18 protein-coding genes are annotated in these 19,459 nt (G+C 72.5%); 5 read left to right on the top strand and 13 right to left on the bottom strand.

Annotation, left to right across the window (positions count from 1 at the left end; genetic code table 11):
- The first annotated feature begins 1 nt into the window (after position 1).
- Positions 2 to 1,501: a sugar ABC transporter ATP-binding protein gene (locus tag ACWD5F_RS23915; protein WP_451257112.1), complete on the top strand. Its 1,500-nt coding sequence runs from the start codon at positions 2 to 4 to the stop codon at positions 1,499 to 1,501.
- A gap of 65 nt (positions 1,502 to 1,566) precedes the next feature.
- Here the strand turns inward: ACWD5F_RS23915 and ACWD5F_RS23910 are convergent, their stop codons facing one another.
- From ACWD5F_RS23910 to ACWD5F_RS23880, 7 genes are all read right to left on the bottom strand, one after another.
- Positions 1,567 to 2,307, bottom strand: coding sequence for an IclR family transcriptional regulator (locus tag ACWD5F_RS23910; protein ID WP_451257110.1), 741 nt, complete (start codon positions 2,305 to 2,307; stop codon positions 1,567 to 1,569).
- Positions 2,308 to 2,364: 57 nt separating this feature from the next.
- Positions 2,365 to 3,993, bottom strand: a complete 1,629-nt coding sequence (locus tag ACWD5F_RS23905) for a thiamine pyrophosphate-binding protein (RefSeq protein ID WP_451257108.1) — start codon at positions 3,991 to 3,993, stop codon at positions 2,365 to 2,367.
- Between the two features lie 222 nt (positions 3,994 to 4,215).
- Entirely contained in the window at positions 4,216 to 6,390 is a 2,175-nt protein-coding gene (locus tag ACWD5F_RS23900; RefSeq protein ID WP_451257106.1) for a 3-hydroxyacyl-CoA dehydrogenase NAD-binding domain-containing protein, read from the bottom strand.
- A gap of 56 nt (positions 6,391 to 6,446) precedes the next feature.
- A complete protein-coding gene (locus ACWD5F_RS23895; RefSeq protein ID WP_401712315.1) occupies positions 6,447 to 7,661 on the bottom strand; it encodes an acetyl-CoA C-acetyltransferase in 1,215 nt (404 codons plus the stop codon).
- Positions 7,662 to 7,682: 21 nt separating this feature from the next.
- Positions 7,683 to 8,825, bottom strand: coding sequence for an acyl-CoA dehydrogenase family protein (locus ACWD5F_RS23890; protein ID WP_451257104.1), 1,143 nt, complete (start codon positions 8,823 to 8,825; stop codon positions 7,683 to 7,685).
- Positions 8,822 to 9,952, bottom strand: a complete 1,131-nt coding sequence (locus ACWD5F_RS23885) for a CaiB/BaiF CoA transferase family protein (protein WP_451257102.1) — start codon at positions 9,950 to 9,952, stop codon at positions 8,822 to 8,824. Before ACWD5F_RS23885 ends, ACWD5F_RS23890 begins: the two co-directional genes overlap by 4 nt.
- A gap of 154 nt (positions 9,953 to 10,106) precedes the next feature.
- Positions 10,107 to 10,487, bottom strand: a complete 381-nt coding sequence (locus tag ACWD5F_RS23880) for an MmcQ/YjbR family DNA-binding protein (protein WP_451257100.1) — start codon at positions 10,485 to 10,487, stop codon at positions 10,107 to 10,109.
- Between the two features lie 91 nt (positions 10,488 to 10,578).
- Between ACWD5F_RS23880 and ACWD5F_RS23875 the strand changes: the two genes are divergently transcribed.
- Positions 10,579 to 11,757, top strand: a complete 1,179-nt coding sequence (locus tag ACWD5F_RS23875; protein ID WP_451257099.1) for a saccharopine dehydrogenase family protein — start codon at positions 10,579 to 10,581, stop codon at positions 11,755 to 11,757.
- 40 nt (positions 11,758 to 11,797) lie between these two features.
- On the opposite strand, the gene mmpA is transcribed toward ACWD5F_RS23875, so the two are convergent.
- The 4 genes from mmpA to ACWD5F_RS23855 all read right to left on the bottom strand — a co-directional run bounded on the left by mmpA (position 11,798) and on the right by ACWD5F_RS23855 (position 14,277).
- The gene (gene mmpA / locus ACWD5F_RS23870) at positions 11,798 to 11,944 is read right to left on the bottom strand and encodes a morphogenic membrane protein MmpA (protein WP_401712917.1); all 147 of its coding nucleotides are present in this window, start codon (positions 11,942 to 11,944) and stop codon (positions 11,798 to 11,800) included.
- 129 nt (positions 11,945 to 12,073) lie between these two features.
- On the bottom strand, positions 12,074 to 12,769 hold the full coding sequence (locus ACWD5F_RS23865; protein WP_451257097.1) for an endonuclease V: 696 nt from the start codon (positions 12,767 to 12,769) through the stop codon (positions 12,074 to 12,076).
- Positions 12,770 to 12,815: 46 nt separating this feature from the next.
- Positions 12,816 to 13,145 carry a plasmid stabilization protein gene (locus ACWD5F_RS23860; protein ID WP_451257095.1) on the bottom strand — a complete coding sequence of 110 codons (330 nt, stop codon included), beginning with the start codon at positions 13,143 to 13,145 and terminating at the stop codon, positions 12,816 to 12,818.
- A gap of 55 nt (positions 13,146 to 13,200) precedes the next feature.
- A complete protein-coding gene (locus ACWD5F_RS23855; RefSeq protein ID WP_451257093.1) occupies positions 13,201 to 14,277 on the bottom strand; it encodes a WD40/YVTN/BNR-like repeat-containing protein in 1,077 nt (358 codons plus the stop codon).
- A 273-nt stretch (positions 14,278 to 14,550) separates the two neighbouring features.
- Here ACWD5F_RS23855 and ACWD5F_RS23850 point away from each other — a divergent pair, with 273 nt between their 5' ends.
- A complete protein-coding gene (locus tag ACWD5F_RS23850; RefSeq protein ID WP_401712339.1) occupies positions 14,551 to 14,967 on the top strand; it encodes a spore wall synthesis regulator SsgD in 417 nt (138 codons plus the stop codon).
- Between the two features lie 13 nt (positions 14,968 to 14,980).
- On the opposite strand, the gene ACWD5F_RS23845 is transcribed toward ACWD5F_RS23850, so the two are convergent.
- Entirely contained in the window at positions 14,981 to 15,817 is an 837-nt protein-coding gene (locus tag ACWD5F_RS23845) for an isocitrate lyase/PEP mutase family protein (protein ID WP_451257090.1), read from the bottom strand.
- Positions 15,818 to 15,915: 98 nt separating this feature from the next.
- Entirely contained in the window at positions 15,916 to 16,554 is a 639-nt protein-coding gene (locus tag ACWD5F_RS23840) for a GOLPH3/VPS74 family protein (protein ID WP_451257089.1), read from the bottom strand.
- A gap of 316 nt (positions 16,555 to 16,870) precedes the next feature.
- Here ACWD5F_RS23840 and ACWD5F_RS23835 point away from each other — a divergent pair, with 316 nt between their 5' ends.
- Both ACWD5F_RS23835 and ddaH read left to right on the top strand, forming a co-directional pair.
- Positions 16,871 to 18,490 carry an ABC-F family ATP-binding cassette domain-containing protein gene (locus tag ACWD5F_RS23835; protein ID WP_451257087.1) on the top strand — a complete coding sequence of 540 codons (1,620 nt, stop codon included), beginning with the start codon at positions 16,871 to 16,873 and terminating at the stop codon, positions 18,488 to 18,490.
- Between the two features lie 125 nt (positions 18,491 to 18,615).
- Positions 18,616 to 19,392, top strand: a complete 777-nt coding sequence (ddaH, locus tag ACWD5F_RS23830; protein ID WP_401712351.1) for a dimethylargininase — start codon at positions 18,616 to 18,618, stop codon at positions 19,390 to 19,392.
- The last annotated feature ends 67 nt before the right edge of the window (positions 19,393 to 19,459 follow it).

The following is a 19,459-nucleotide window of genomic DNA, read 5'->3' as shown; positions in this document are numbered from 1 at the left end:
GATGTCGGCCGAAGTGACGCACGAGGACGCCTTGGTCGCGCGTGACCTGGTCAAGTCCTATGGCGGGGTACGGGCGTTGGACGGCGTCGGCATCCGGCTGCGCGGAGGTGAGGTGCACGCGCTGGTCGGCGAGAACGGCGCCGGCAAGTCGACGCTGGTGCGCATCCTGTCCGGGACGCTGACGGCGGACGCGGGCGAGGTACGGACGGCACCGGACACCCGGATCGCCGTGGTCTCCCAGGAGTTGAGCCTCTTCCCGGACCTCACCGTGCGGGAGAACCTCTTCCCGTACGACCCTCCGCGCCGCCTCGGGCTGCTGGACCGGGGCGCGATGGACCGCGCGGCCCGTCCGGTCCTGGCGGAGCTGGGACTGGACGTCGACACGGGCACACCGTTGGGCGAACTCCCCCTCGCCGATCAGCAGTTGTCGGAGATCGCGCGGGCCCTGCTGCGGCGGCCGGGGCTGCTGATCCTGGACGAGCCCACCTCCGCGCTCCCGGCCGCCGCCGTCGACCGCCTGGAGCGGGTCCTGCGCACCCTCACCGGGCGGGGCATCGCCGTCCTGTACGTCACCCACTTCCTGGACGAGGTGATGCGCTTCGCGCGGCGGGTGACGGTCCTGCGGGACGGACGGGTGGCCCTGCCCGGGGCCCGCCGGGCCGAGGTCGACGTGCCCGAGCTGGTCACGGCGATGCTGGGCGGCCGCCCGCCCGGGCCGGCCCGCCGCGCGCGGGCCGTGGTGGATCTGCCGCCGTCGGTGGTGCTGTCCGAGGTGGACGTGCCCGGCCGGCTGTCGGACGTGACGTTCACGGTCCGGGCGGGCGAGGTGGTGGGGGTGGCCGGGCTCCAAGGGGCGGGCCATCTCGACGCGTTGGCGGTGGTGTGCGGGCGTACGGCGGTCTCGGCCGGGCGGGTCGACATCGCCGGGCACGGGTTGCCGCGCTCGCTGCGGGACGCGGTGCGGGCGGGTGTCGCGTTCGTGCCGAGCGACCGCAAGCGGTACGGGCTGATGGTGGACCGGGAGGTGTGGGAGAACACGACGACCGTGAGCTGGCTGGCGCTGGGCCGCGGCGGCGTACTGCCCTCCCGCGCCGAACTCGTGCGCAGGACCGCCGATCTGACGGAACGTCTGCGACTGCGCGGCGGCCCGCACGACCTCGTGGCCCGGCTGTCCGGCGGCAACCAGCAGAAGGTCGTCCTGGCCAAGTGGCTGGCGACCGAGCCCAAGGTCGTCGTCCTGGACGATCCGACGCGGGGCGTCGACGTCGGCGTACGGGCCGAAATACACCGCATCGTCGGCGAGTCGGCGGCGGGCGGCGCGGCCGTGCTGCTCGCGTCGACCGACCTCGCGGAGCTGACGGAGGTGTGCGACCGGGTGCTGGTCTTCGTGCGGGGGCGGGTGGTCGGGGAGGTGCGCGGGGAGCGGCTCACGGAGCGGGAGTTGGCGGTGGCGATGCAGAAGGGGGTGGCGGGGCCGAAGGGGGCGACGGGGCTGGGATGACGGGTCGCCTCGCCGTTCAGGGCGGGCGAGGCGGCCCGTCATCCCTGTACGACGGTGTGCTCCCCTCAGGCCGACAGCGACCGTGTCAGCGCCCGTGCCGCCGCGCAGACCCGGGCGCCGACGCGGGCCACGTCGAGGCGGCGGGTGCCGCCGGTGACGGAGATCGCAGCGATCGGGCGGGGGCCGAGGTCGTGGGCGTAGATCGGCGCGGCGACGGCCGAGATGCCGACCTCGGCCTCCTCCAGGTTGACGCCGTAGCCGCGGGCCCGGGTCAGGGCGAGGTCACGGGCGAGCTGGCCGGGCAGGACCAGGGTGCGCGGGGTGAGCCGGAGCAGCGTGCGGTGCGGTGGTCGGGGGTCCTGGGCGAGGAACACCTTGCCGGTGGCGGTGCAGTGGGCGGGCAGCCGGCCGCCGGTGCGGGAGACGATCGGCGTGGCGCGACGGCCGGTGAGCTTCTCCAGGAAGAGGGTGTCGGGGCCGTCGGGGACGGCCAGGTGCACGTTCTCGTGGGTCATCTCGTGCAGGTCGCCGAGGTAGGGCAGCGCCGCGTCCCGCAACTCCCGCACGCTCGGCGCCGATTGGCCCAGCACGAACAGTCCGAGCCCGATCCGGTAACGGCCCTCCTCGGTGCGCTCCACCAGTCCGAGCCGCACCAGTTCACCGATCAGCCGGTACGCGGTGGGCTTGGGCAGCCCGGTGCCCAGGGCCAGTTCGGCGAGGCTGAGGGCGGTCCCGGAGTCGCCGCAGACACGCAGCAGCATGACCCCGCGGGCGAGCACCGACTTGGGCAGCTGACCGTCCGTCATGGTCCCGATGGTGGTGGCTCGCGCGGGCGGGTGACAAGGCGTGCGGCACGGTGAATGTCACGACCGCAGAGGTACGTCCACCAGCAGCGGGCGCGTCAGGTCGGCCGCCCCGGCGACCAGTTCGCGCAGGTGGTCCGCGGACGCGGCGCGTACGGCGTCGACGCCGAAGAAGCCGGCGGCCTGGGTGAAGTCGAGGGAGCCCAGTTCGGTACCGGGGCAGACGCCCTGGCCACCCATCGACGCGTAGGTGTCCTGGAGGGTGCGGTAGGCGCCGTTGTTCATCACCGCGAAGAGGACGGGGGTGCGCTGGCGGGCCGCGCTCCACAGGCCCTGGAGGCCGAACAGGGCGCAGCCGTCGCCGAGTACGGCGACCACCGGCCGGGCGGGTTCGGCCAGCGCGCGGCCGACGGCGGCGCCGATGCCCCAGCCGAGGCCGCCGCCGACGGTGTGGGTGTAGCTGCCGGGGCGGTCCAGGCGGATCAGGCGGCGCAGCAACAGCCCTACGGTGATGGCCTCTTCGACGACAACGGCGTCCGCCGGCAGTCCGCGGGCCACGGCGTGCGCGGCGGCCCAGGGTGCCAGCGGGGCCGGGGAGTAGGCGGCGCCGGCCTCGGACTCGGTGCGGTCGCGGTCGGCGGTGTGGCGTTCGCCGGCGCGGAGGATGCGGCCCTTGGCGGTGTGCGCGGGTACGTGGTCGCGGAGCAGTTCGGCGAGGCGGTGCAGGGAGGGGGCGAGGGAGCCGACCAGTCCTGCCGTGGCGGGGAAGTTGCGGCCGATCTCGTGCGGGTCTGAGTCGAGTTGGACGACGGTGAGGCCGGGGGGCAACGCCGGTCCGGGGCTGTAGTGGTGGGGCGTGAAGGCGTGCGCGCCCGCGATCAGGACGGTGTCGTACGGGGTGAGGGCGGTGCGGATGGCGTCGTGGCGGGGCGGCAGCATGCCGGCGTACAGGGGGTGTGTGGTCGGGAAGTTGAGGCAGTCGGCCATGGGTTGGTGGTGGACGACCGCGCCGCACGCCTCCGCCGTGCGGACCAGTGCGTCCAGGGCGTCCTCGCGGCCGACGCCGTCTCCCGCGACGATCGCGGGGCGGGCGGCGGCGCCGAGCAGGGCGGCTGCGCGCTCGAGGCCTGCGGCCGGGCCCAGTGGGGGCGTGGGGGTGCAGGCCGGGATCTCGACCTCTGTGGCCTCGTCGAACAGGTCCATGGGGACGGAGAGGAACACCGGGCCCGCGGGTGGGCGGACGGCGAGGGCGAAGGCGCGGCGGAGGGCGAGGGGCAGGTCGTGGGCGTGCTGGACGTCGTGGGCGGCCTTCACCGCGGGGGTGGCCAGCGCCACTAGGTCGCCGGTGAGCATGGGGTCCTGTTGGAGGTGGCGGCGGTGTTGTTGGCCGGCGGTGACCACGAGGGGGGTGCGGGAGCGGCGGGCGTTGAGGAGGCCGATGATGCCGTTCGCCAGGCCGGCGGCTATGTGGAGGCTGGCGAAGGCGGGGCGGGCGGTGCCTCTCGCGTAGCCGTCCGCCATGGAGATGACGGCGCCCTCGTGTGTGCCGAGGACGTATTCGGGGGCGCCGGGGGTGTTCGACAGGGCGGCCAGGAAAGGGAGTTCGGTGGTGCCCGGGTTGCCGAAGATTCGGTCCACGCCCTCGCCGCGGAGGATGTTCAGGGCGGCGAGGGCGGGGCGGTGGCCCATGGCGGGCGCTCCTCGTGGGGACGGGAACGGGTGGGGTTCTCAGCGGTCAGCGTCGGGGAGTTGGGGGGTGGGGGCAAGCGTGGTGTGTCGCTCAGCGGTACGGCTTTTCTCGCCCCCGCCGCCCCTACCCGTCCCATCCCCAGGGGCTCTGCCCCTTCGACCCCGCCAGGGGGCTCTGCCCCCTGGACCCCCGCTCCTCAAACGCCGGAGGGGCTGAAATGCCTACGCGTCCCCGAAGGTCTCCCCCTTCTCCGCCTTCTCCACCAGCAACGCCGGCGGGTTGAAGCGTTCGCCGTAGCGGGCCGCCAGTTCGTGGGCGCGGGCTACGAACCCGGCGACACCGCCCTCGTAGCCGTTGACGTACTGGAGGACTCCGCCGGTCCAGCCGGGGAAGCCGATGCCGAAGATGGAGCCGATGTTCGCGTCGGCCACCGACGTGAGGACGCCCTCCTCGATGAGCTTCACCGTGTCCAGGGCCTCCGCGAAGAGCATGCGTTCCTGCATGTCCTCGAAGGGGATCTCGTGGCCGGGCTTGGTGAAGTGTTCGCGCAGGCCCGGCCAGAGGCCGACTCGCTTGCCGTCCGCGTCGTAGTCGTAGAAGCCCGCTCCGCCGCTGCGGCCGGTGCGGTCGAAGTCGTCGACCATGCGGTCGATGACGGCTTCGGAGGGGTGGCCGGGCCAGGTGCCGCCCGCTTCCTCGACGGCCCGCTTGGACTCCTGGCGGATCTTGCGCGGGAGGGTGAGGGTCAGTTCGTCCACGAGGGAGAGGACCTTGGCGGGGTAGCCGGCCTGGGCGGCGGCCTGTTCGATCGACGCGGGCTCGATGCCCTCACCGACCATCGCGACGCCCTCGTTGATGAACTGGCCGATGACCCGGGAGGTGAAGAAGCCTCGGGAGTCGTTCACCACGATCGGGGTCTTGTTGATCTGGCGGACCAGGTCGAAGGCTCGGGCCAACGCCTCGTCGCCCGTCCGTTCGCCCTTGATGATCTCGACCAGCGGCATCTTGTCGACCGGTGAGAAGAAGTGCAGGCCGATGAAGTCCGCCTGGCGGTCCACCCCTTCGGCCAGTGCGGTGATCGGGAGCGTCGACGTGTTGGAGCACAGGAGCGCGTCCGGTTCGACGATGTGCTGGATCTCCTGGAAGACCTTGTGCTTGAGGGTCGTGTCCTCGAAGACCGCCTCGATCACCGCGTCGCAGCCCGCCAGGTCCGCCGGGTCGGCGGTGGGGGTGATGCGGGCGAGAAGGGTGTCCGCCTTCTCCTGGGTCGTACGGCCTCGGGAGACCGCCTTGGCGCACAACTTCTCGGAGTACGACTTGCCCTTGGCCGCCGCTTCCGGGGATACGTCCTTGAGGACCACCTCGATGCCTGCGCGGGCGCATGAATAGGCGATGCCCGCGCCCATCATGCCCGCGCCCAGGACGGCCACCTTGCGGACCTTGCGGGGCTCGATGCCCTTGGGGCGGTTGGCGCCGGAGTTGACGGCCTGGAGGTCGAAGAAGAACGCCTGGATCATGTTCTTCGAGGTCTGTCCCGCGGCCAGTTCGACGAAGTAGCGGGCCTCGATGACCTGCGCGGTCTCGAAGTCGACCTGGGAGCCCTCGACCGCGGCCGCGAGGATGGCCCGCGGGGCCGGGTAGGGCGCGCCGTTGGTCTGCTTGCGCAGGTTGGCCGGGAAGGCGGGCAGGTTGGCCGCGAACTTGGGGTTGGCGGGCGTGCCGCCCGGGATGCGGTAGCCGGGCTTGTCCCAGGGCTGCTGCGACTCGGGGTGCGCCTCGATGAAGGCGCGGGCCTTGGCGAGGAGTTCGTCGGGGGTGGCGGCCACGTCGTCGATCAGGCCGTTCTGCAGGGCGCGTTGCGGGTTGTACTGGGTGCCCTGGAGGAGGACCTTGAGCAGTGCGTCGGCGATGCCGAGCAGACGGACCGTGCGGGCGACGCCGCCGCCTCCGGGGAGCAGGCCGAGCGTGACCTCGGGGCAGCCGATCTTGGAGCCGGGCGCGTCCAGGGCGATCCGGTGGTGGCAGGCGAGGGCGATCTCGTAACCGCCGCCCAGGGCCGCGCCGTTGATCGCGGCGACGACCGGCTTGCCCAGCGTCTCGATGCGGCGCAGGTTGCGCTTGATCGCCAGACCGCCGTCGAACAGCTCCTGCGCGGTCTCCGGGGTGACGCGGATGAGGTCGCGCAGGTCGCCGCCGGCGAAGAAGGTCTTCTTGGCCGAGGTGAAGATGATGCCGCGGATGGAGTCCTTCTCGGCCTCCAGGCGGTCGGTGACCGCCGCGAGGGACTCGCGGAAGGCAGCGTTCATCGTGTTCGCGGACTGGTTGGGGTCGTCGAGGACCAGCGTGACGACGCCGTCGCGGTCCTGTTCCCAGCGGATGGTGGTGCTCTGTGTCATGACAGGGTCTCCGTAGAAGCCGTTGAGGTCTGTTGGTCCGTCGATTCCGCCGGGAATCAGATGCGTTCGACGATCGTCGCGATGCCCATGCCGCCGCCCACGCACAGCGTGGCGAGGCCGTACCGCTTGTCCTGGCGCTCCAGTTCGTCGACCAGGGTGCCGAGCAGCATCGCGCCGGTCGCGCCGAGCGGGTGGCCCAGGGAGATCGCGCCGCCGTTGACGTTGACCTTGTCCAGGGAGATGCCCATGTCCTTGGCGAAGCGCAGGACGACCGCCGCGAAGGCCTCGTTCATCTCGAAGAGGTCGATGTCGTCGACGGTCAGGCCCGCCTTGGCGAGCGCCTTGCGGCTCGCGGGGGCGGGGCCGGTGAGCATGATGGTGGGCTCGGAGCCGGAGACGGCGGCGGAGACGATCCGCGCGCGCGGGGTGAGCCCGTAGCGGTCGCCGACCTCCTTGGTGCCGATGGCGACCAGGGAGGCGCCGTCGACGATGCCGGAGGAGTTGCCCGCGTGGTGGACGTGGTCGATCTTCTCGACCCAGTGGTACTTCTGCAGGGCCACGGCGTCGAAGCCGCCCAGGTCGCCGATGTCCGCGAAGGACGGCTTCAGCCGGGCGAGGGAGTCGGCCGTCGTGCCGGGGCGCAGGTGCTCGTCGTGGTCGAGGACGACCAGGCCGCTGCGGTCCTTGACGGGCACGAGGGACCGCTCGAAGCGGCCCTCCTTCCACGCGGTGGCCGCGCGCTCCTGGGAGAGCGCCGCGTATTCGTCGACGTCACGCCGTGTGAAGCCCTCGATGGTGGCGATGAGGTCGGCGCCGATGCCCTGCGGCACGAAGTTGACGGCCAGGTTGGTCATCGGGTCGTTGAACCAGGCGCCGCCGTCGGAGGCCATCGGCACACGGGACATGGACTCGACGCCGCCCGCCAGGACGAGGTCCTCGAAGCCCGAACGGACCTTGGCGGCGGCCAGGTTGACGGCTTCCAGGCCCGAGGCACAGAAGCGGTTCTCCTGCACGCCCGCGACCGTGTCCGGCAGTCCGGCGACGATCGCGGCGGTCCGGGCGATGTCGGAGCCCTGGTCGCCGACCGGGCTGACGACGCCCAGCACGATGTCGTCGATCGCGGCCGGGTCCAGGCCGGGGAATCGGTCGCGGAGTTCGTGGATGAGTCCGACGACCAGGTCGATGGGCTTGGTGCCGTGCAGGGCGCCGTTCGCCTTGCCTCGGCCGCGCGGGGTGCGGATCGCGTCGTACACGTACGCTTCGGTGCTCACAGGGAAGCCTTTCAATGAGGGTCAGCCCAGCAGGGAACGGCCGATGATCTCCTTCATGATCTCGGTCGTGCCGCCGTAGATGGTCTGGATGCGGCCGTCGGTGAACGCCCGGGCCACGGGGTACTCGGTCATGTAGCCGTAGCCTCCGTGCAGTTGGAGGCAGCGGTCGGCGACGCGCTTCTGCAGTTCGGTCGCCCACCACTTGGCCATGGACGCGTGCACGGCGTCGAGCTCGCCGTCCGCGTGCTCCTCGATGCAGCGGTCGAGGAAGGTGCGGGTGACGGCGCACTCGGTGGCCATCTCCGCTATCTCGAACCGGATGTGCTGCTTGGTGGCGAGCGGCCGGCCGAAGGCCTCGCGCTCCTTGACGTAGTCGGTGGTGATCTCCAGGACGTGCTCGGCCGCGGCGATCGCGGCGACGCCGATGTGCAGTCGCTCCTGGGCGAGGTTCGTCATCAGGTGCACGAACGCGCCGTTGAGCTCGCCCAGCAGGTTCTCCTTGGGGACGCGTACGTCGGTGAAGAACAACTCGGCGGTGTCCTGGGCCTTCTGGCCGATCTTGTCGAGGTTGCGACCGCGCTCGAAGCCGGCCGTGTCCCGCTCGACGACCAGCAGCGACAGCCCGCGCGCACCGCCCTCCGGCGTGGTCCGGGCGACCACGATCACCAGGTCGGCCAGGATCCCGTTGGAGATGAACGTCTTGGAGCCGTTGAGCAGCCAGTGGTCGCCCTTGTCCTCGGCGTGCGTCCGGATGCCCTGGAGGTCGGAGCCGGCGCCGGGTTCGGTCATCGCGATGGCCGTGATCAGCGAGCCGTCGCAGAAGCCGGGCAGCCACCGGCGCTTCTGCTCCTCGGTGGCGAGGCCCGTGAGGTAGGGGCCGATGATGTCGTTGTGCAGGCCGATGGCGATCCCGGGAGCGCCCGCGCGCGTGAACTCCTCGGCGAGTACGGCGCTGTAGCGGAAGTCGGCGGTGCCGCCGCCCCCGTACGCCTCGGGCACGGCGAGCCCGAGCAGCCCCTGCTTGCCGGCCGCCCGCCAGGCCTCGCGCGCGACGATGCCGTCCTTCTCCCACTGCTCGTAGTGAGGCAGCACCTCCCTGGCCAGGAAGGCCCGCACGGTCTCCCGGAACGCCTCGTGCTCGGGGGCGAAGATCTGACGCTTCATGGCAGGTCCTTGGTGAGGCGGGGCACGTCCCAGTCGCGTGCCACCTCGGCCGTGTCCGCGCCGGGTCGGGCGGGCCCGGTGCGCACGGTCGTGGGGGTCCCGGAGAACCGGGGCGCGGGGGCCGGCTGGGTGATCCCGCCGTGGTCGGTGAAGGTGCCGCGGGCGGCGAGGTGCGGGTGGTGCGGGGCCTCGCCGAGCGACAGTACGGGCGCCACGCACGCGTCGGCGCCCTCGAAGACGGCCGTCCACTCCTCGCGCGTACGGCTGCGGAAGCGCGCGGCGACGGCCTCGCGCAGCTCGCCCCAGCGGGACAGGTCCTTGCGGGCGTCGGCGTGCTCCGGGATGCCGAGGAGGGTCACGAACTCCGCGTAGAACTGCGGCTCCAGGGCACCCACGGCCATGTACTTCCCGTCGGCCGTCTCGTACGTGCCGTAGTACGGGCAGCCGCCGTCCAGGAGGTTGACGCCGCGCCGGTCCTGCCAGCCGCCCGCGGCGACCATGCCGTGGATCATCGCCGCGAGATGGGAGGCGCCGTCGACGATCGCGGCGTCCACGACCTGGCCGGCGCCGCTCACGCGCGCGTGGTGCAGGGCGGCGAGGACGCCGACGACCAGGTAGAGGGAGCCGCCCCCGTAGTCGCCGAGGAGGTTGGCGGGGGCGACCGGCGGCCGGTCCGGGTGCCCGATCATGCCGAGGGTGCCGGTGACGGCCAGGTAGGCGATGTCGTGGCCGGCGCGGTGGGCGAGGGGGCCGTCCTGCCCCCAGCCCGTCATGCGGCCGTAGACGAGGCTCGGGTTGCGGGCGTGGCAGGCCTCGGGGCCGACGCCGACGCGCTCGGCGACGCCGGGGCGGAGGCCCTCGACGAGGATGTCGGCGCGTTCGGCGAGGTCGAGCACGCGGGCCGGGCCGTCCGGGGACTTCAGGTCGACGATCACCGAGCGCTTGTTGCGGTTGGTGACGTCGTAGTCCGGGTTGATCCCCAGTCCCACCCCGCCGGGTCGGTCCACGCGGACGACGTCCGCGCCGAGGTCGGCGAGGAGCATGGCGGCGAAGGGCGCGGGCCCGATCCCGGCCAGCTCGACCACGCGCACGCCGACGAGCGGTCCCTGTCCTGGCGTCGTCGCCATCCGACCCCCTAGGTGTGACACAACTGATGTAACACCAATGATGCTAAGAACAGGTTCCATCGAGCACAAGCCCCGAACGAGCAAGCGCTTAGACAATTATCCGCGCACGCTCCACCGATCCGGTACCGCTCCGCCCTCGGGAATCCGGTGCGGTTCAGCGCTCGTCCAGCTCCGATATCAGCCGCTTCGGCGCGATCGTGCGGTAGCTCTCCTCCACCCAGTCGCACAGCAGCTCCGCGGCCGGCGCGCCCTTCTCCGCCAACGGCACGCGCACCCAGCCCGCCTTGCCGAGGCCGTAGCCCGCGGGCTCGGCGCCCGGGGAGGTCAGGGCGTGGGCGTGCGCCTCCTCGTCCTTGAGCTTCACGGTGAGGCCCAGTGGATGGCTGCCGTCGTCGACGCCGAGGAAGACGAACACCTTCTTGTTGACCTTCGCGACGCTCTCGCCCCAGGGGAACTCCTCGACGGCACCCGGCAGCCCCAGGGCGAACTCGCGCACTTTCGCCCATTTCCTCAGGGCGTTCCTGTCCACCGCCACCGGCACACCTCCGGGCTCGTCGTCGGGCTCCGCACCCTTCACGCTAGCCTCGGCCACCGACAACGGCGCGTGCCGCGGACCGAGGGGTGTCATGAGCAGGCTGAACAGGACGGACCGTCCGTACGACATCGTTCTCTTCGGAGCCACCGGCTTCGTCGGAACGCTGACCGCGGAGTACCTCGCCGCGCACGCGCCCGAGGAGCTGCGCTGGGCGATCGCGGGCCGCGACGAGGGAAAACTGGAGCAGTTGCGCGAGCGACTGCCCGGCGGCGGGAAGGTCGGGGTGCTGCGCGCCGATGTCGCGGATCCGGCCTCGCTGCGTGAACTCGCCGAGCACGCGCGCGTGGTGGCGACGACGGTGGGTCCGTACGTGCTGCACGGTCAGGACCTGGTGGCCGCGTGCGCCGAGAGCGGCGCGGACTATCTCGACCTCAGCGGTGAGCCGGAGTTCGTGGACCTCACCTACGTCCGGCACGACGCACGCGCGCGGGAGACCGGTGCCCGGCTGGTGCACGCCTGCGGGTTCGACTCGGTGCCGCACGACCTGGGCGCGTACTTCACGGTCCGGCAGCTGCCGGAGGGGGTGCCGCTGACGGTCGACGGGTACGTGACGGCGGACGCCATGTTCTCGGGCGGCACGTTCGCCTCCGCGCTCAACCAGTTCGCGCGCTGGCGGCCGATGCTCACCGCCGAGCGGGACCGCAAGCGGCACGAGCCAAGGCTGGTGGGGCGCCGGGCGCTGGCACCGATGGGGGCGCCGCGGTTCGCGAAGGAGATCGGCGCGTGGGCGCTGCCGCTGCCGACGATCGACCCGCAGATCGTGCGCCGGTCGGCGCGGGTCCTGGAGCGCTACGGTCCCGACTTCCGCTACCGGCATTTCGCGGCCGCCCGGTATCTGCCCGTCGCGGTGGGCGGGATCGCGCTCACCGGCGGGATCTTCGCGGCCGCCCAACTGCCCGCTGCCCGGCGCTGGTTGTCCGACCGGTTCAAGCCCGGGGACGGGCCGGGTCCTGAGAAGCGGGCCAAGAGCTGGTTCACGGTGCGCTTCGTCGGCGAAGGAGGCGGCCGACGGGTGTTCACGGAGGTCGCGGGCGGCGACCCGGGGTACGGCGAGACGGCGAAGATGTTCGCCGAGTCCGCGCTGTCCCTGGCGTTCGACGACCTTCCGCCGACGGCCGGTCAGGTCACCACGGCGGTCGCGATGGGCGACGCGCTGACCGAGCGACTGCGCGCGGCGGGCCTCACCTTCCGGGTGGTGGCGAGCTGGTGACCGGGCGCAAGGGACGTGCGCCAAGGCGGTCGTTCCGGCCCTAGAGCGTCCAGCCCGCGACCGTGTAGATCATCCCGCCGATCCAGCCGATGCCCGCCAGCACGGCGAGGACCAGTGCGAGGTTCACGACCCGCTCGACGGGACGGTTCGGGTCGGCGAGGGGCTTCGGGTCGCGGCGGCTCGTCATCCGGCGGGTCGTCATGCGGTGCGTCGTCATGGCGCACAGCCTGCCGACAGGACGGGCGCGTCCACATCCGTACAGATACTCAGACCGGGTACTCAGTTCACGCCCGTCCCCTGCCCAACTCCCGCCACCTCAGCCGCCGTCCGTCGCCGCCCGCAGCGCACTTCGGCACAGGGCGTCCGCCCTGCGGGTCGTCTCCGGGAGGCGGAAGGCGGGGGTCAGGGCGAGTACGTGCGCGCAGGCGTCGTCGAGGCCCGTGCGGTGGCCGACGGACACGAAGACCGGCTTGACGGCGTCCCGGGTGCGCAGGGCGCGGCCGACCTCCTCGGTGCCCGCGAGGAGCGGGGACGTGCTCCCGCGCGGGGTGCCGGGTTCGTCGTACGCGAAGGTGAACGGGTTCTTGGCGACGCCGATCGTGGGGAGGCCGGTGAGTACGCCGAGGTGGCTGGCGAGGCCGAAGCGGCGCGGGTGGGCGCGGCCGTAGCCGTCGCAGACGACCAGTCCCGGCGGGCACGGCAGCGCGTCCAGGGCGGCCAGAACGGTGGGGATCTCGCGGAAGGCGAGCAGGCCGGGGACGTACGGGAAGGAGATCCGGCCGACCGCGGTGGCCTCCGCGACGACGTCCAGGGTGGCCGCGTCCAGGACGACGGCGGCCGCCACGACGACGTCCCGTTCGTCGTCGTAGGCCACGTCGACACCGGTCACCCGGCCGGTCCCGGGCGGCGGCCCGGGCTCGTCGAGCACCACCCGGGCGCGCAGTTCGTCCTGGACGGCGCGGGCCTGCTCCTCGGTCGCGGGCCAGCCCGCGGGAATGTGTACGGTCGTCATGGTGGGGACGAGCGTACGGTTCCCGGCGGGCCGACCGACGATCAGGTCAGCTCCTGCCGCCCAGGGCGCGCTGCAACTGGGCCTTGTTCATGTCCGAACGGCCTTTGACGCCCCGGCGTCTGGCCTCCGCGTAGAGCTGGTCGTACGTGGGCCCCTGGGCGCCCTTGTGCGAGCGCTGCCCGCCGCGCCGGCCGGAGGACATGTCCTCGGTCGAGACCCGGCTCGCGGTCTTGGACTCGCCGGAGCGGGCGCGTTCCTTGTTGACGGTGCGCGCGGCGATCTCCTCCGCGCGCCCCGTGCTCTCTCCTCGGTCCTCGGCGCTCTGCTTGATGTGCTCGTACTGGCGTTCCCGCTTGGGGCTCGAACCGCGTGGCATGGTCGTCACTCCTCTCGGCGTCGACGACCGGGTACCCCCGTTTCCCGCGGACGCGTCATCGCTCCAGGCGGGCCACCCTGCCCTGTTCGCCTGCGGCCCAGCAGGCCCGGTCGGCGGTGCAGTCCACGGTGTCGTACGAGCCGGTGTCGACGGTGTGCCAGGTGCGGCCGGCGTCGGTGGTGAGGTCGGTGCCGGTGGGGCCGACCGCGAGGGCGGTGGTGCGGCTGTGCGGGAGCCAGGCGGCGCCGGAGCGGTAGGCGGGCGGCGGCTGCGCGGCGGGGTGCCAGGTGCGGCCTGCGTCGGCGGTGCGGGCGGCGGCCTGCGGTGAGGTCTGGTCGGCGCGGTAGTCGCCGCCGACCGCGAGGCCGTGGGTGCGGTCGCGGAAGGCGAGCGCGAAGACGCCCTTGGCCGGGTCGCCCGCCGGGATCGGCGTGTCGGTGGCCGTCCAGTGCACTCCGCGGTCCGCCGAGTGCAGCACGCGCGCGTGGGCGCCGCCTCCGGTCGCCAGCCAGACGTCGGACGGGCCCGAGGAGACCAGGCACTGCCCGCTGGCGGCGAAGCCGGCCTCACCGGCCAGGGCGGCGGGCATGCCTGCGTTGGGGAGCACCTTCCAGGAGCGGCCGCCGTCGCCGGTCGACAGGATGCGGAACTTCCCGTCCACCGGGTCGCTCATGGCGAGGCCGTGGCGGCTGTCGAAGAAGGTCAGGCAGTCGTAGAAGGCGGCGGCGTCGGTGTTGCGGAAGGACTCCGTCCAGGTCCGCCCCGCGTCCTCGGTGCGGTAGACGCGGGACGCCTCGCCCTCGCCGATGGCCAGCACCACGGCGCGCCGCGCGTCGAACGCCTCGATGTCCCGGAACTGCAACTCGACCGTGCCCGGCGGCGAGACGTTCCGCCACTTCTTCCCACCGTCGGTGGTGCGCAGCACGGTGCCCCCGGTGCCGGCCACCCACGCGGTGTCGCGGTCGACGGCCGCGAGCCCCCGGAAGCGCACGTCAGACGCCCCGGTGTCCTTGAGTTCCCAGTGCGGCGTCCGGTGCTGCGGCTCGTGCGCCTGCGCCGGTACGGCGGTCAGGGCGGCCAGTGCCGCCGCGCTCACCGCCCCCGCGGCCACTGTGCGAACCGTATGTCTCATGCGTCGCGTCTTCCCCATGGGCCTCATGGCGGGCGAAGCTAGCCGACGGGAAGGGTGCCGTCCAGATGGCCGCGGTCGCTGCGGCACATGGTCCGGAGTCCGCCGCAAGGGGCCGTCCCGACCCGAGAGGCCGACTGTTTCACTTCCGTGAATGAAAGCGGTGACGGAGGTCACTAGCCATTTGTGTGCACTGAACGACCGATTCCGACGTCTCTTCCATTGGCCGGCTTCATCCGTCGACCCACCGTCCAGCCGTCACGAGGGAGCAAGGCGTTGATCACCGTCATCGAGCAGCCCGTGGAGGCCCGCCTCGTCGCGGCCGCTCCGCGCATGCCGAGCATCCCGGCCAAGCTGCACTACGACCGCCGCGATCCGTTCGCGATCCGTATGACCTTCCCGGCCCCGGCCACCCTGGAGGGCGTGGAGGTCTGCTGGACCTTCGCGCGCGAACTCCTCGCGGCCGGCCTGCACGGCGCCGAGGGCACCGGCGACGTCCGGGTGCGGCCGTACGGGTACGACCGCACCGTCCTGGAGTTCCACGCCCCCGAGGGCACCGCCGTGGTGCACGTCCACTCGGAGGAGATACGCCGGTTCCTCCAGGCCACCAGCGACCTAGTACCCGTGGGCTTCGAACACCTCCACCTCGACCTCGACCACGACCTGGCCGAGCTCATGCGGGACGCCTGCTAGGCGCTGCCCCGACCTAGCGCACGGCCCCCAGCAGGCGGTTGAGCTCGCCGTAGTCGAGCCCGTCCGTCAGCGTCTCGTACGTCCCCGTGTCCAGCAGCTCCCGCGCGGCACGGCGGACCAGGGCGTGCGCGGCCTGCGCGAGCCCGGAACCGGCGCTCACGCGCGCGACGCCGAGCGCGGCCAGTTCGGCGACCGGTGCCGCGCCGGGATGGACCATCACGTTCAGCGGCCCCTCGATCCCGTCGGCGAGGAGCTTGACCGTCCCCGGCTCGACGGCCCCGGGGACGAAGATCCCGTCGGCGCCCGCGGCGAGGAAGGCGGCGGCCCGCTCCAGGGTGACGTCCACCTCCCCGCCACCGCGCAGGAAGGTGTCGATACGGGCGTTCACGAACAGCGGCACGCCCGCCGAGTCGGCCGCCTCCCGCGCTGCGGCGATGCGCTCGGCCTGTTCCGCCACCGGCCGCAGCGGCCCCGTCCCGGCCTCGTACAGCGCGTCCTCGATGTTCACGCCGACCGCCCCGGCGGCGATCACCGCGCGGATCGTGTCGGCGACCCCGGCCGCGTCGCGCGCGTAGCCGCTCTCGATGTCCGCGCTGACGGGCACGTCCACCGCGGCGACGATGCGCGCGACGGCCGCCAGGGCCCCGTCGCGGTCCAGCCGGTCGCCGTCCGCCGCGCCGAGCGCCCAGGCGAGCCCGGCGCTGGTGGTCGCGACGGCGGCGGCACCGGCGTCCTCGACGATGCGGGCGCTCGCGGTGTCCCAGGCGTTGGGCAGGACGAGCGGGTCGCCCGGGACGTGCAGCGAGCGGAAGGCGAGAGCGCGGTCACGGAGGGGGTTCTCGGTCGTCATGCCGCCCAGCCAACCAGCCGCGGCGGGCCGGGGGCTGGCAGGAATCCGACATGTACGTGGCCCTCGGGAAGCCGGTCGAGGGAGCGCGGGGGCGGTCCCTACTCCCCCGCCGCCGCGGGCACCGGCGTGACCGCCGTACGCACCTCGTCGACCACCTTCCGCAGCCCGGGCACACCCGCCCCGGCGTGCGCGACCAGCTGCTCGACGCGCTCCGGGTCCTTGACCGGGGTGAGGGTGCCCAGCTCGGCCGCGGCGGCCAGGACGGCCGCGGTCGCGTCCCGCTCCGGGACCTCCGTGACGGGGACCGGCCCGTCCAGGACCGCCTGGGTCTCCTCGCGCAGCGCGGCCACGTCGGCGACCCGGTCGAGGCGGTGCTCCACGCCCGGGAAGACGCCGAGGACCCGCTTCCGTTCGGTGCGCAGATAGCCGTCGGCGGTCAGCTGCTCCCGCATCGCGTCCGCCGTCTCGCGCGCGTGGAGCGTGACCCACGCCCGCCAGCCGTGCGGCCGGGACTCACGGACCAGTTCCAGGAGCTCGTCGAGGGGGTCGTCCCCGGTCATGGCGTCCATGTCGACGGGCGTGACGATGTCGTCCTCGTCGACGAGGAGACCGCGCCTGGCCAGTTCGACCAGGGCACCGGCCCGGACCAGCGGGGCGGCGCCGGCGGCCTCGCCCGTCCCGGTGTCCCAGGCGACCAGGTAGAGCAGGGCGGGGAGCGAGAGCGAACCGTCGGACACGGGGGTCTCCTTCAGGGGGCGATCGAGGCTCACGTTAATTCGTTGACAGCGATCGGGCGCGTTCGTACCGTTGACGACGGTCCTGTTGCCGTCGATTGGAGAAGGACGTTGCTCGTCTGAGGTTCTGAGACACCGAGCCACCCACCCGTCTGTGGTGTGTGTGCCGCGTGCGACCTCGGCATTCGAGCCGTCCCGACGGAGCGGGGCTTTTTCATGGCCCCAGGGCTGTGTCCCGCTCCCTCCCTCCCCGTCGCCGCCTCCGGTGTCTCGATACGCGTTTGCCCATCACCGCATCAAGCAATCGCGAGGCGCCCTTATGTCTACGACCATGTCCATCGCCTGTACGTCCCTCTCCTTCGCCTGGCGCGACGGCACCCCCGTCTTCGAGGACCTCGACGTCGCCTTCGGCCCCGGCCGGACCGGGCTCGTCGGCGTCAACGGATCAGGAAAATCGACCCTGTTGAAGCTGATCGCCGGTGAACTCACGCCGGCCGAAGGCCTCGTGCGGGTCGCGGGCGAGGTCGGCCATCTCCCGCAGAACGTCACGCTCGACACCCGGCTGCGCGTCGACGAGGCCCTCGGCATCGCCGCCCGGCGGGCCGCGCTGCACGCGATCGAGGCGGGTGACGTGTCGGAGGAGCACTTCGAGACGGTCGGCGACGACTGGGACGTGGAGGAGCGCGCGCTCGCCACGCTCGGCGAACTCGGGCTCGGCCACATCGAGTTGGACCGCACGGTCGGCGAGCTCTCGGGCGGCGAGTCGGTGCTGCTGCGCCTGGCGGCCCTGCTGCTGCGCCGCCCGGACGTGCTGCTCCTGGACGAGCCGACCAACAACCTCGACCTGTATGCGCGCCGACGGCTGTACGCGGCCGTGTCGTCCTGGTCCGGGGTCATGGTCGTGGTCAGCCACGACCGTGAACTCCTCGACCTGGTCGACCAGATCGCCGATCTGCGGAGCGGCGAGGTCACCTGGTACGGCGGCAACTTCTCCGCGTACGAGGAGGCGTTGGCCACCGAACAGGAGGCGGCCGAGCGCATGGTGCGGGTCGCGGAGTCCGACCTGCGCAAACAGAAACGCGAACTGGCCGACGCCCAGATGAAGTTGGCCCGCCGCAAGCGGTACGGCCAGAAGATGTGGGACCAGAAGCGCGAGCCGAAGATCGTCATGGGGGCGCGCAAGCGGGCGGCACAGGAGTCCGCGGGCAAGCACCGCATCATGCACGAGGAGCGGCTGGCCGAGGCCAAGGAGCGGCTCGACGACGCGGTGGAGGCCGTGCGCGACGACGACGAGATCCGCGTCGACCTGCCGTACACGGCCGTACCGCAGGGCCGTGACGTCCTGACCCTGCTGGACCTGGAACTCGCCTACGGCGCGCGCGTGGCCGGCGGGCTCGATCTGCGCGGTCCCGAGCGGGTCGCGCTGATCGGGCGCAACGGCGCGGGCAAGACGACGTTGCTGCGCACGATCGCCGGGGAGCTGGCGCCGGTGTCGGGCGAAGCGCACGCGCACGTGCCGCTGCGCTTTCTGCCGCAGCGGCTCGATGTCCTGGACGGCGAGCTGTCGGTCGTCGAGAACGTGGCCCGGTTCGCGCCGGGCGCCACCAACAACCGGATCCGGGCCCGCCTGGCCCGCTTCCTGTTCCGGGGCGCCCGGGCCGACCAGAAGGCGGCGACGCTGTCCGGCGGCGAACGCTTCCGGGCGGCGCTGGCCGCGCTGATGCTGGCCGAGCCGGCCCCGCAGCTGCTCATGCTCGACGAGCCGACCAACAACCTCGACATGGCGAGCGTGCGGCAGCTGACGACCGCGCTGGAGTCGTACGAAGGGGCGCTGATCGTGGCCTCCCACGACCTGCCGTTCCTGGAGTCGATCGGCATCACGCGCTGGCTGCTCCTCGACGGCGAGCTGCGCGAGACGGAGCCGGCGGAGGTCGGATGAGCGCGTTGCAGGAGGGGCACAGCATGGCAAGGGGGGTTTTCTACGCACGGGAGGGCCCTGCATGATGGCCGGACCGGGCCCGCACCACGGGCCCGGTCCGCCGTCCGCCGTGAGGAAGTCCTGACGTGCCCAGCAAGAAGGCCCTCGTCCGCCGCCCGAGCCCGCGCCTCGCCGAAGGTCTGGTGACCCACATCGAGCGGGAGAAGATCGACGCCGACCTCGCGCTCGAGCAGTGGGAGACGTACGGGGAGACGCTGCGCGCGCACGGCTGGGACACGTTGGAGGTGGACCCGGCCGACGACTGCCCCGACTCGGTGTTCGTCGAGGACGCCGTCGTCATGTACAAGAACGTCGCGCTGATCGCCCGCTCCGGCGCCGAGTCCCGGCGCGAGGAGACCCTCGGGGTCGAGGAGGCCGTGGCCCGCCTCGGCTGCTCGGTCAACTGGATCTGGGACCCGGGCACGCTGGACGGCGGCGACGTCCTGAAGGTCGGTGACACGATCTACGTCGGCCGGGGCGGGCGGACCAACGCGGTCGGCGTCCAGCAGCTGCGGGCCGCCTTCGAACCGCTCGGGGCGCGGGTCGTCACCGTGCCGGTGAGCAAGGTGCTGCACCTGAAGTCGGCGGTCACGGCGCTGCCCGACGGGACGGTCGTCGGACACATCCCGCTGGTGGACCGCCCGTCCCTGTTCCCGCGCTTCCTGTCGGTCCCCGAGGAGTCGGGCGCGCACGTGGTGCTCCTGGGCGGCGACAAGCTGCTGATGGCGGCGAGCGCGCCGAAGACGGCGGAGCTGTTCGCCGACCTCGGCCACCAGCCGGTACTGGTGGACATCAGTGAGTTCGAGAAGCTCGAAGGCTGTGTGACGTGCCTCTCGGTCCGACTCCGCGAGCTGTACGCCTGATGGGTGATCGCTTCACCCGTACGGCCCTGGGACCTGCGGGTCCTGGACCTTTTTGGCATGCCCCCGA

This window comes from Streptomyces sp. NPDC002499 (assembly GCF_053595415.1).
This window is presented reverse-complemented; position numbering and strand designations above follow the sequence as displayed.

What these genes read in the sequence shown, in the direction of transcription:
- ACWD5F_RS23915 (WP_451257112.1), top strand. Translation starts at nt 2, where the DNA reads ATGTCGGCCGAAGTGACGCACGAGGACGCCTTGGTCGCGCGTGACCTG.
- ACWD5F_RS23910 (WP_451257110.1), bottom strand. Translation starts at nt 2,307, where the DNA reads ATGACGGACGGTCAGCTGCCCAAGTCGGTGCTCGCCCGCGGGGTCATG.
- ACWD5F_RS23905 (WP_451257108.1), bottom strand. Translation starts at nt 3,993, where the DNA reads ATGGGCCACCGCCCCGCCCTCGCCGCCCTGAACATCCTCCGCGGCGAG.
- ACWD5F_RS23900 (WP_451257106.1), bottom strand. Translation starts at nt 6,390, where the DNA reads ATGACACAGAGCACCACCATCCGCTGGGAACAGGACCGCGACGGCGTC.
- ACWD5F_RS23890 (WP_451257104.1), bottom strand. Translation starts at nt 8,825, where the DNA reads ATGAAGCGTCAGATCTTCGCCCCCGAGCACGAGGCGTTCCGGGAGACC.
- ACWD5F_RS23885 (WP_451257102.1), bottom strand. Translation starts at nt 9,952, where the DNA reads ATGGCGACGACGCCAGGACAGGGACCGCTCGTCGGCGTGCGCGTGGTC.
- ACWD5F_RS23875 (WP_451257099.1), top strand. Translation starts at nt 10,579, where the DNA reads ATGAGCAGGCTGAACAGGACGGACCGTCCGTACGACATCGTTCTCTTC.
- mmpA (WP_401712917.1), bottom strand. Translation starts at nt 11,944, where the DNA reads ATGACGAGCCGCCGCGACCCGAAGCCCCTCGCCGACCCGAACCGTCCC.
- ACWD5F_RS23865 (WP_451257097.1), bottom strand. Translation starts at nt 12,769, where the DNA reads ATGACGACCGTACACATTCCCGCGGGCTGGCCCGCGACCGAGGAGCAG.
- ACWD5F_RS23860 (WP_451257095.1), bottom strand. Translation starts at nt 13,145, where the DNA reads ATGCCACGCGGTTCGAGCCCCAAGCGGGAACGCCAGTACGAGCACATC.
- ACWD5F_RS23855 (WP_451257093.1), bottom strand. Translation starts at nt 14,277, where the DNA reads ATGAGACATACGGTTCGCACAGTGGCCGCGGGGGCGGTGAGCGCGGCG.
- ACWD5F_RS23845 (WP_451257090.1), bottom strand. Translation starts at nt 15,817, where the DNA reads ATGACGACCGAGAACCCCCTCCGTGACCGCGCTCTCGCCTTCCGCTCG.
- ACWD5F_RS23835 (WP_451257087.1), top strand. Translation starts at nt 16,871, where the DNA reads ATGTCTACGACCATGTCCATCGCCTGTACGTCCCTCTCCTTCGCCTGG.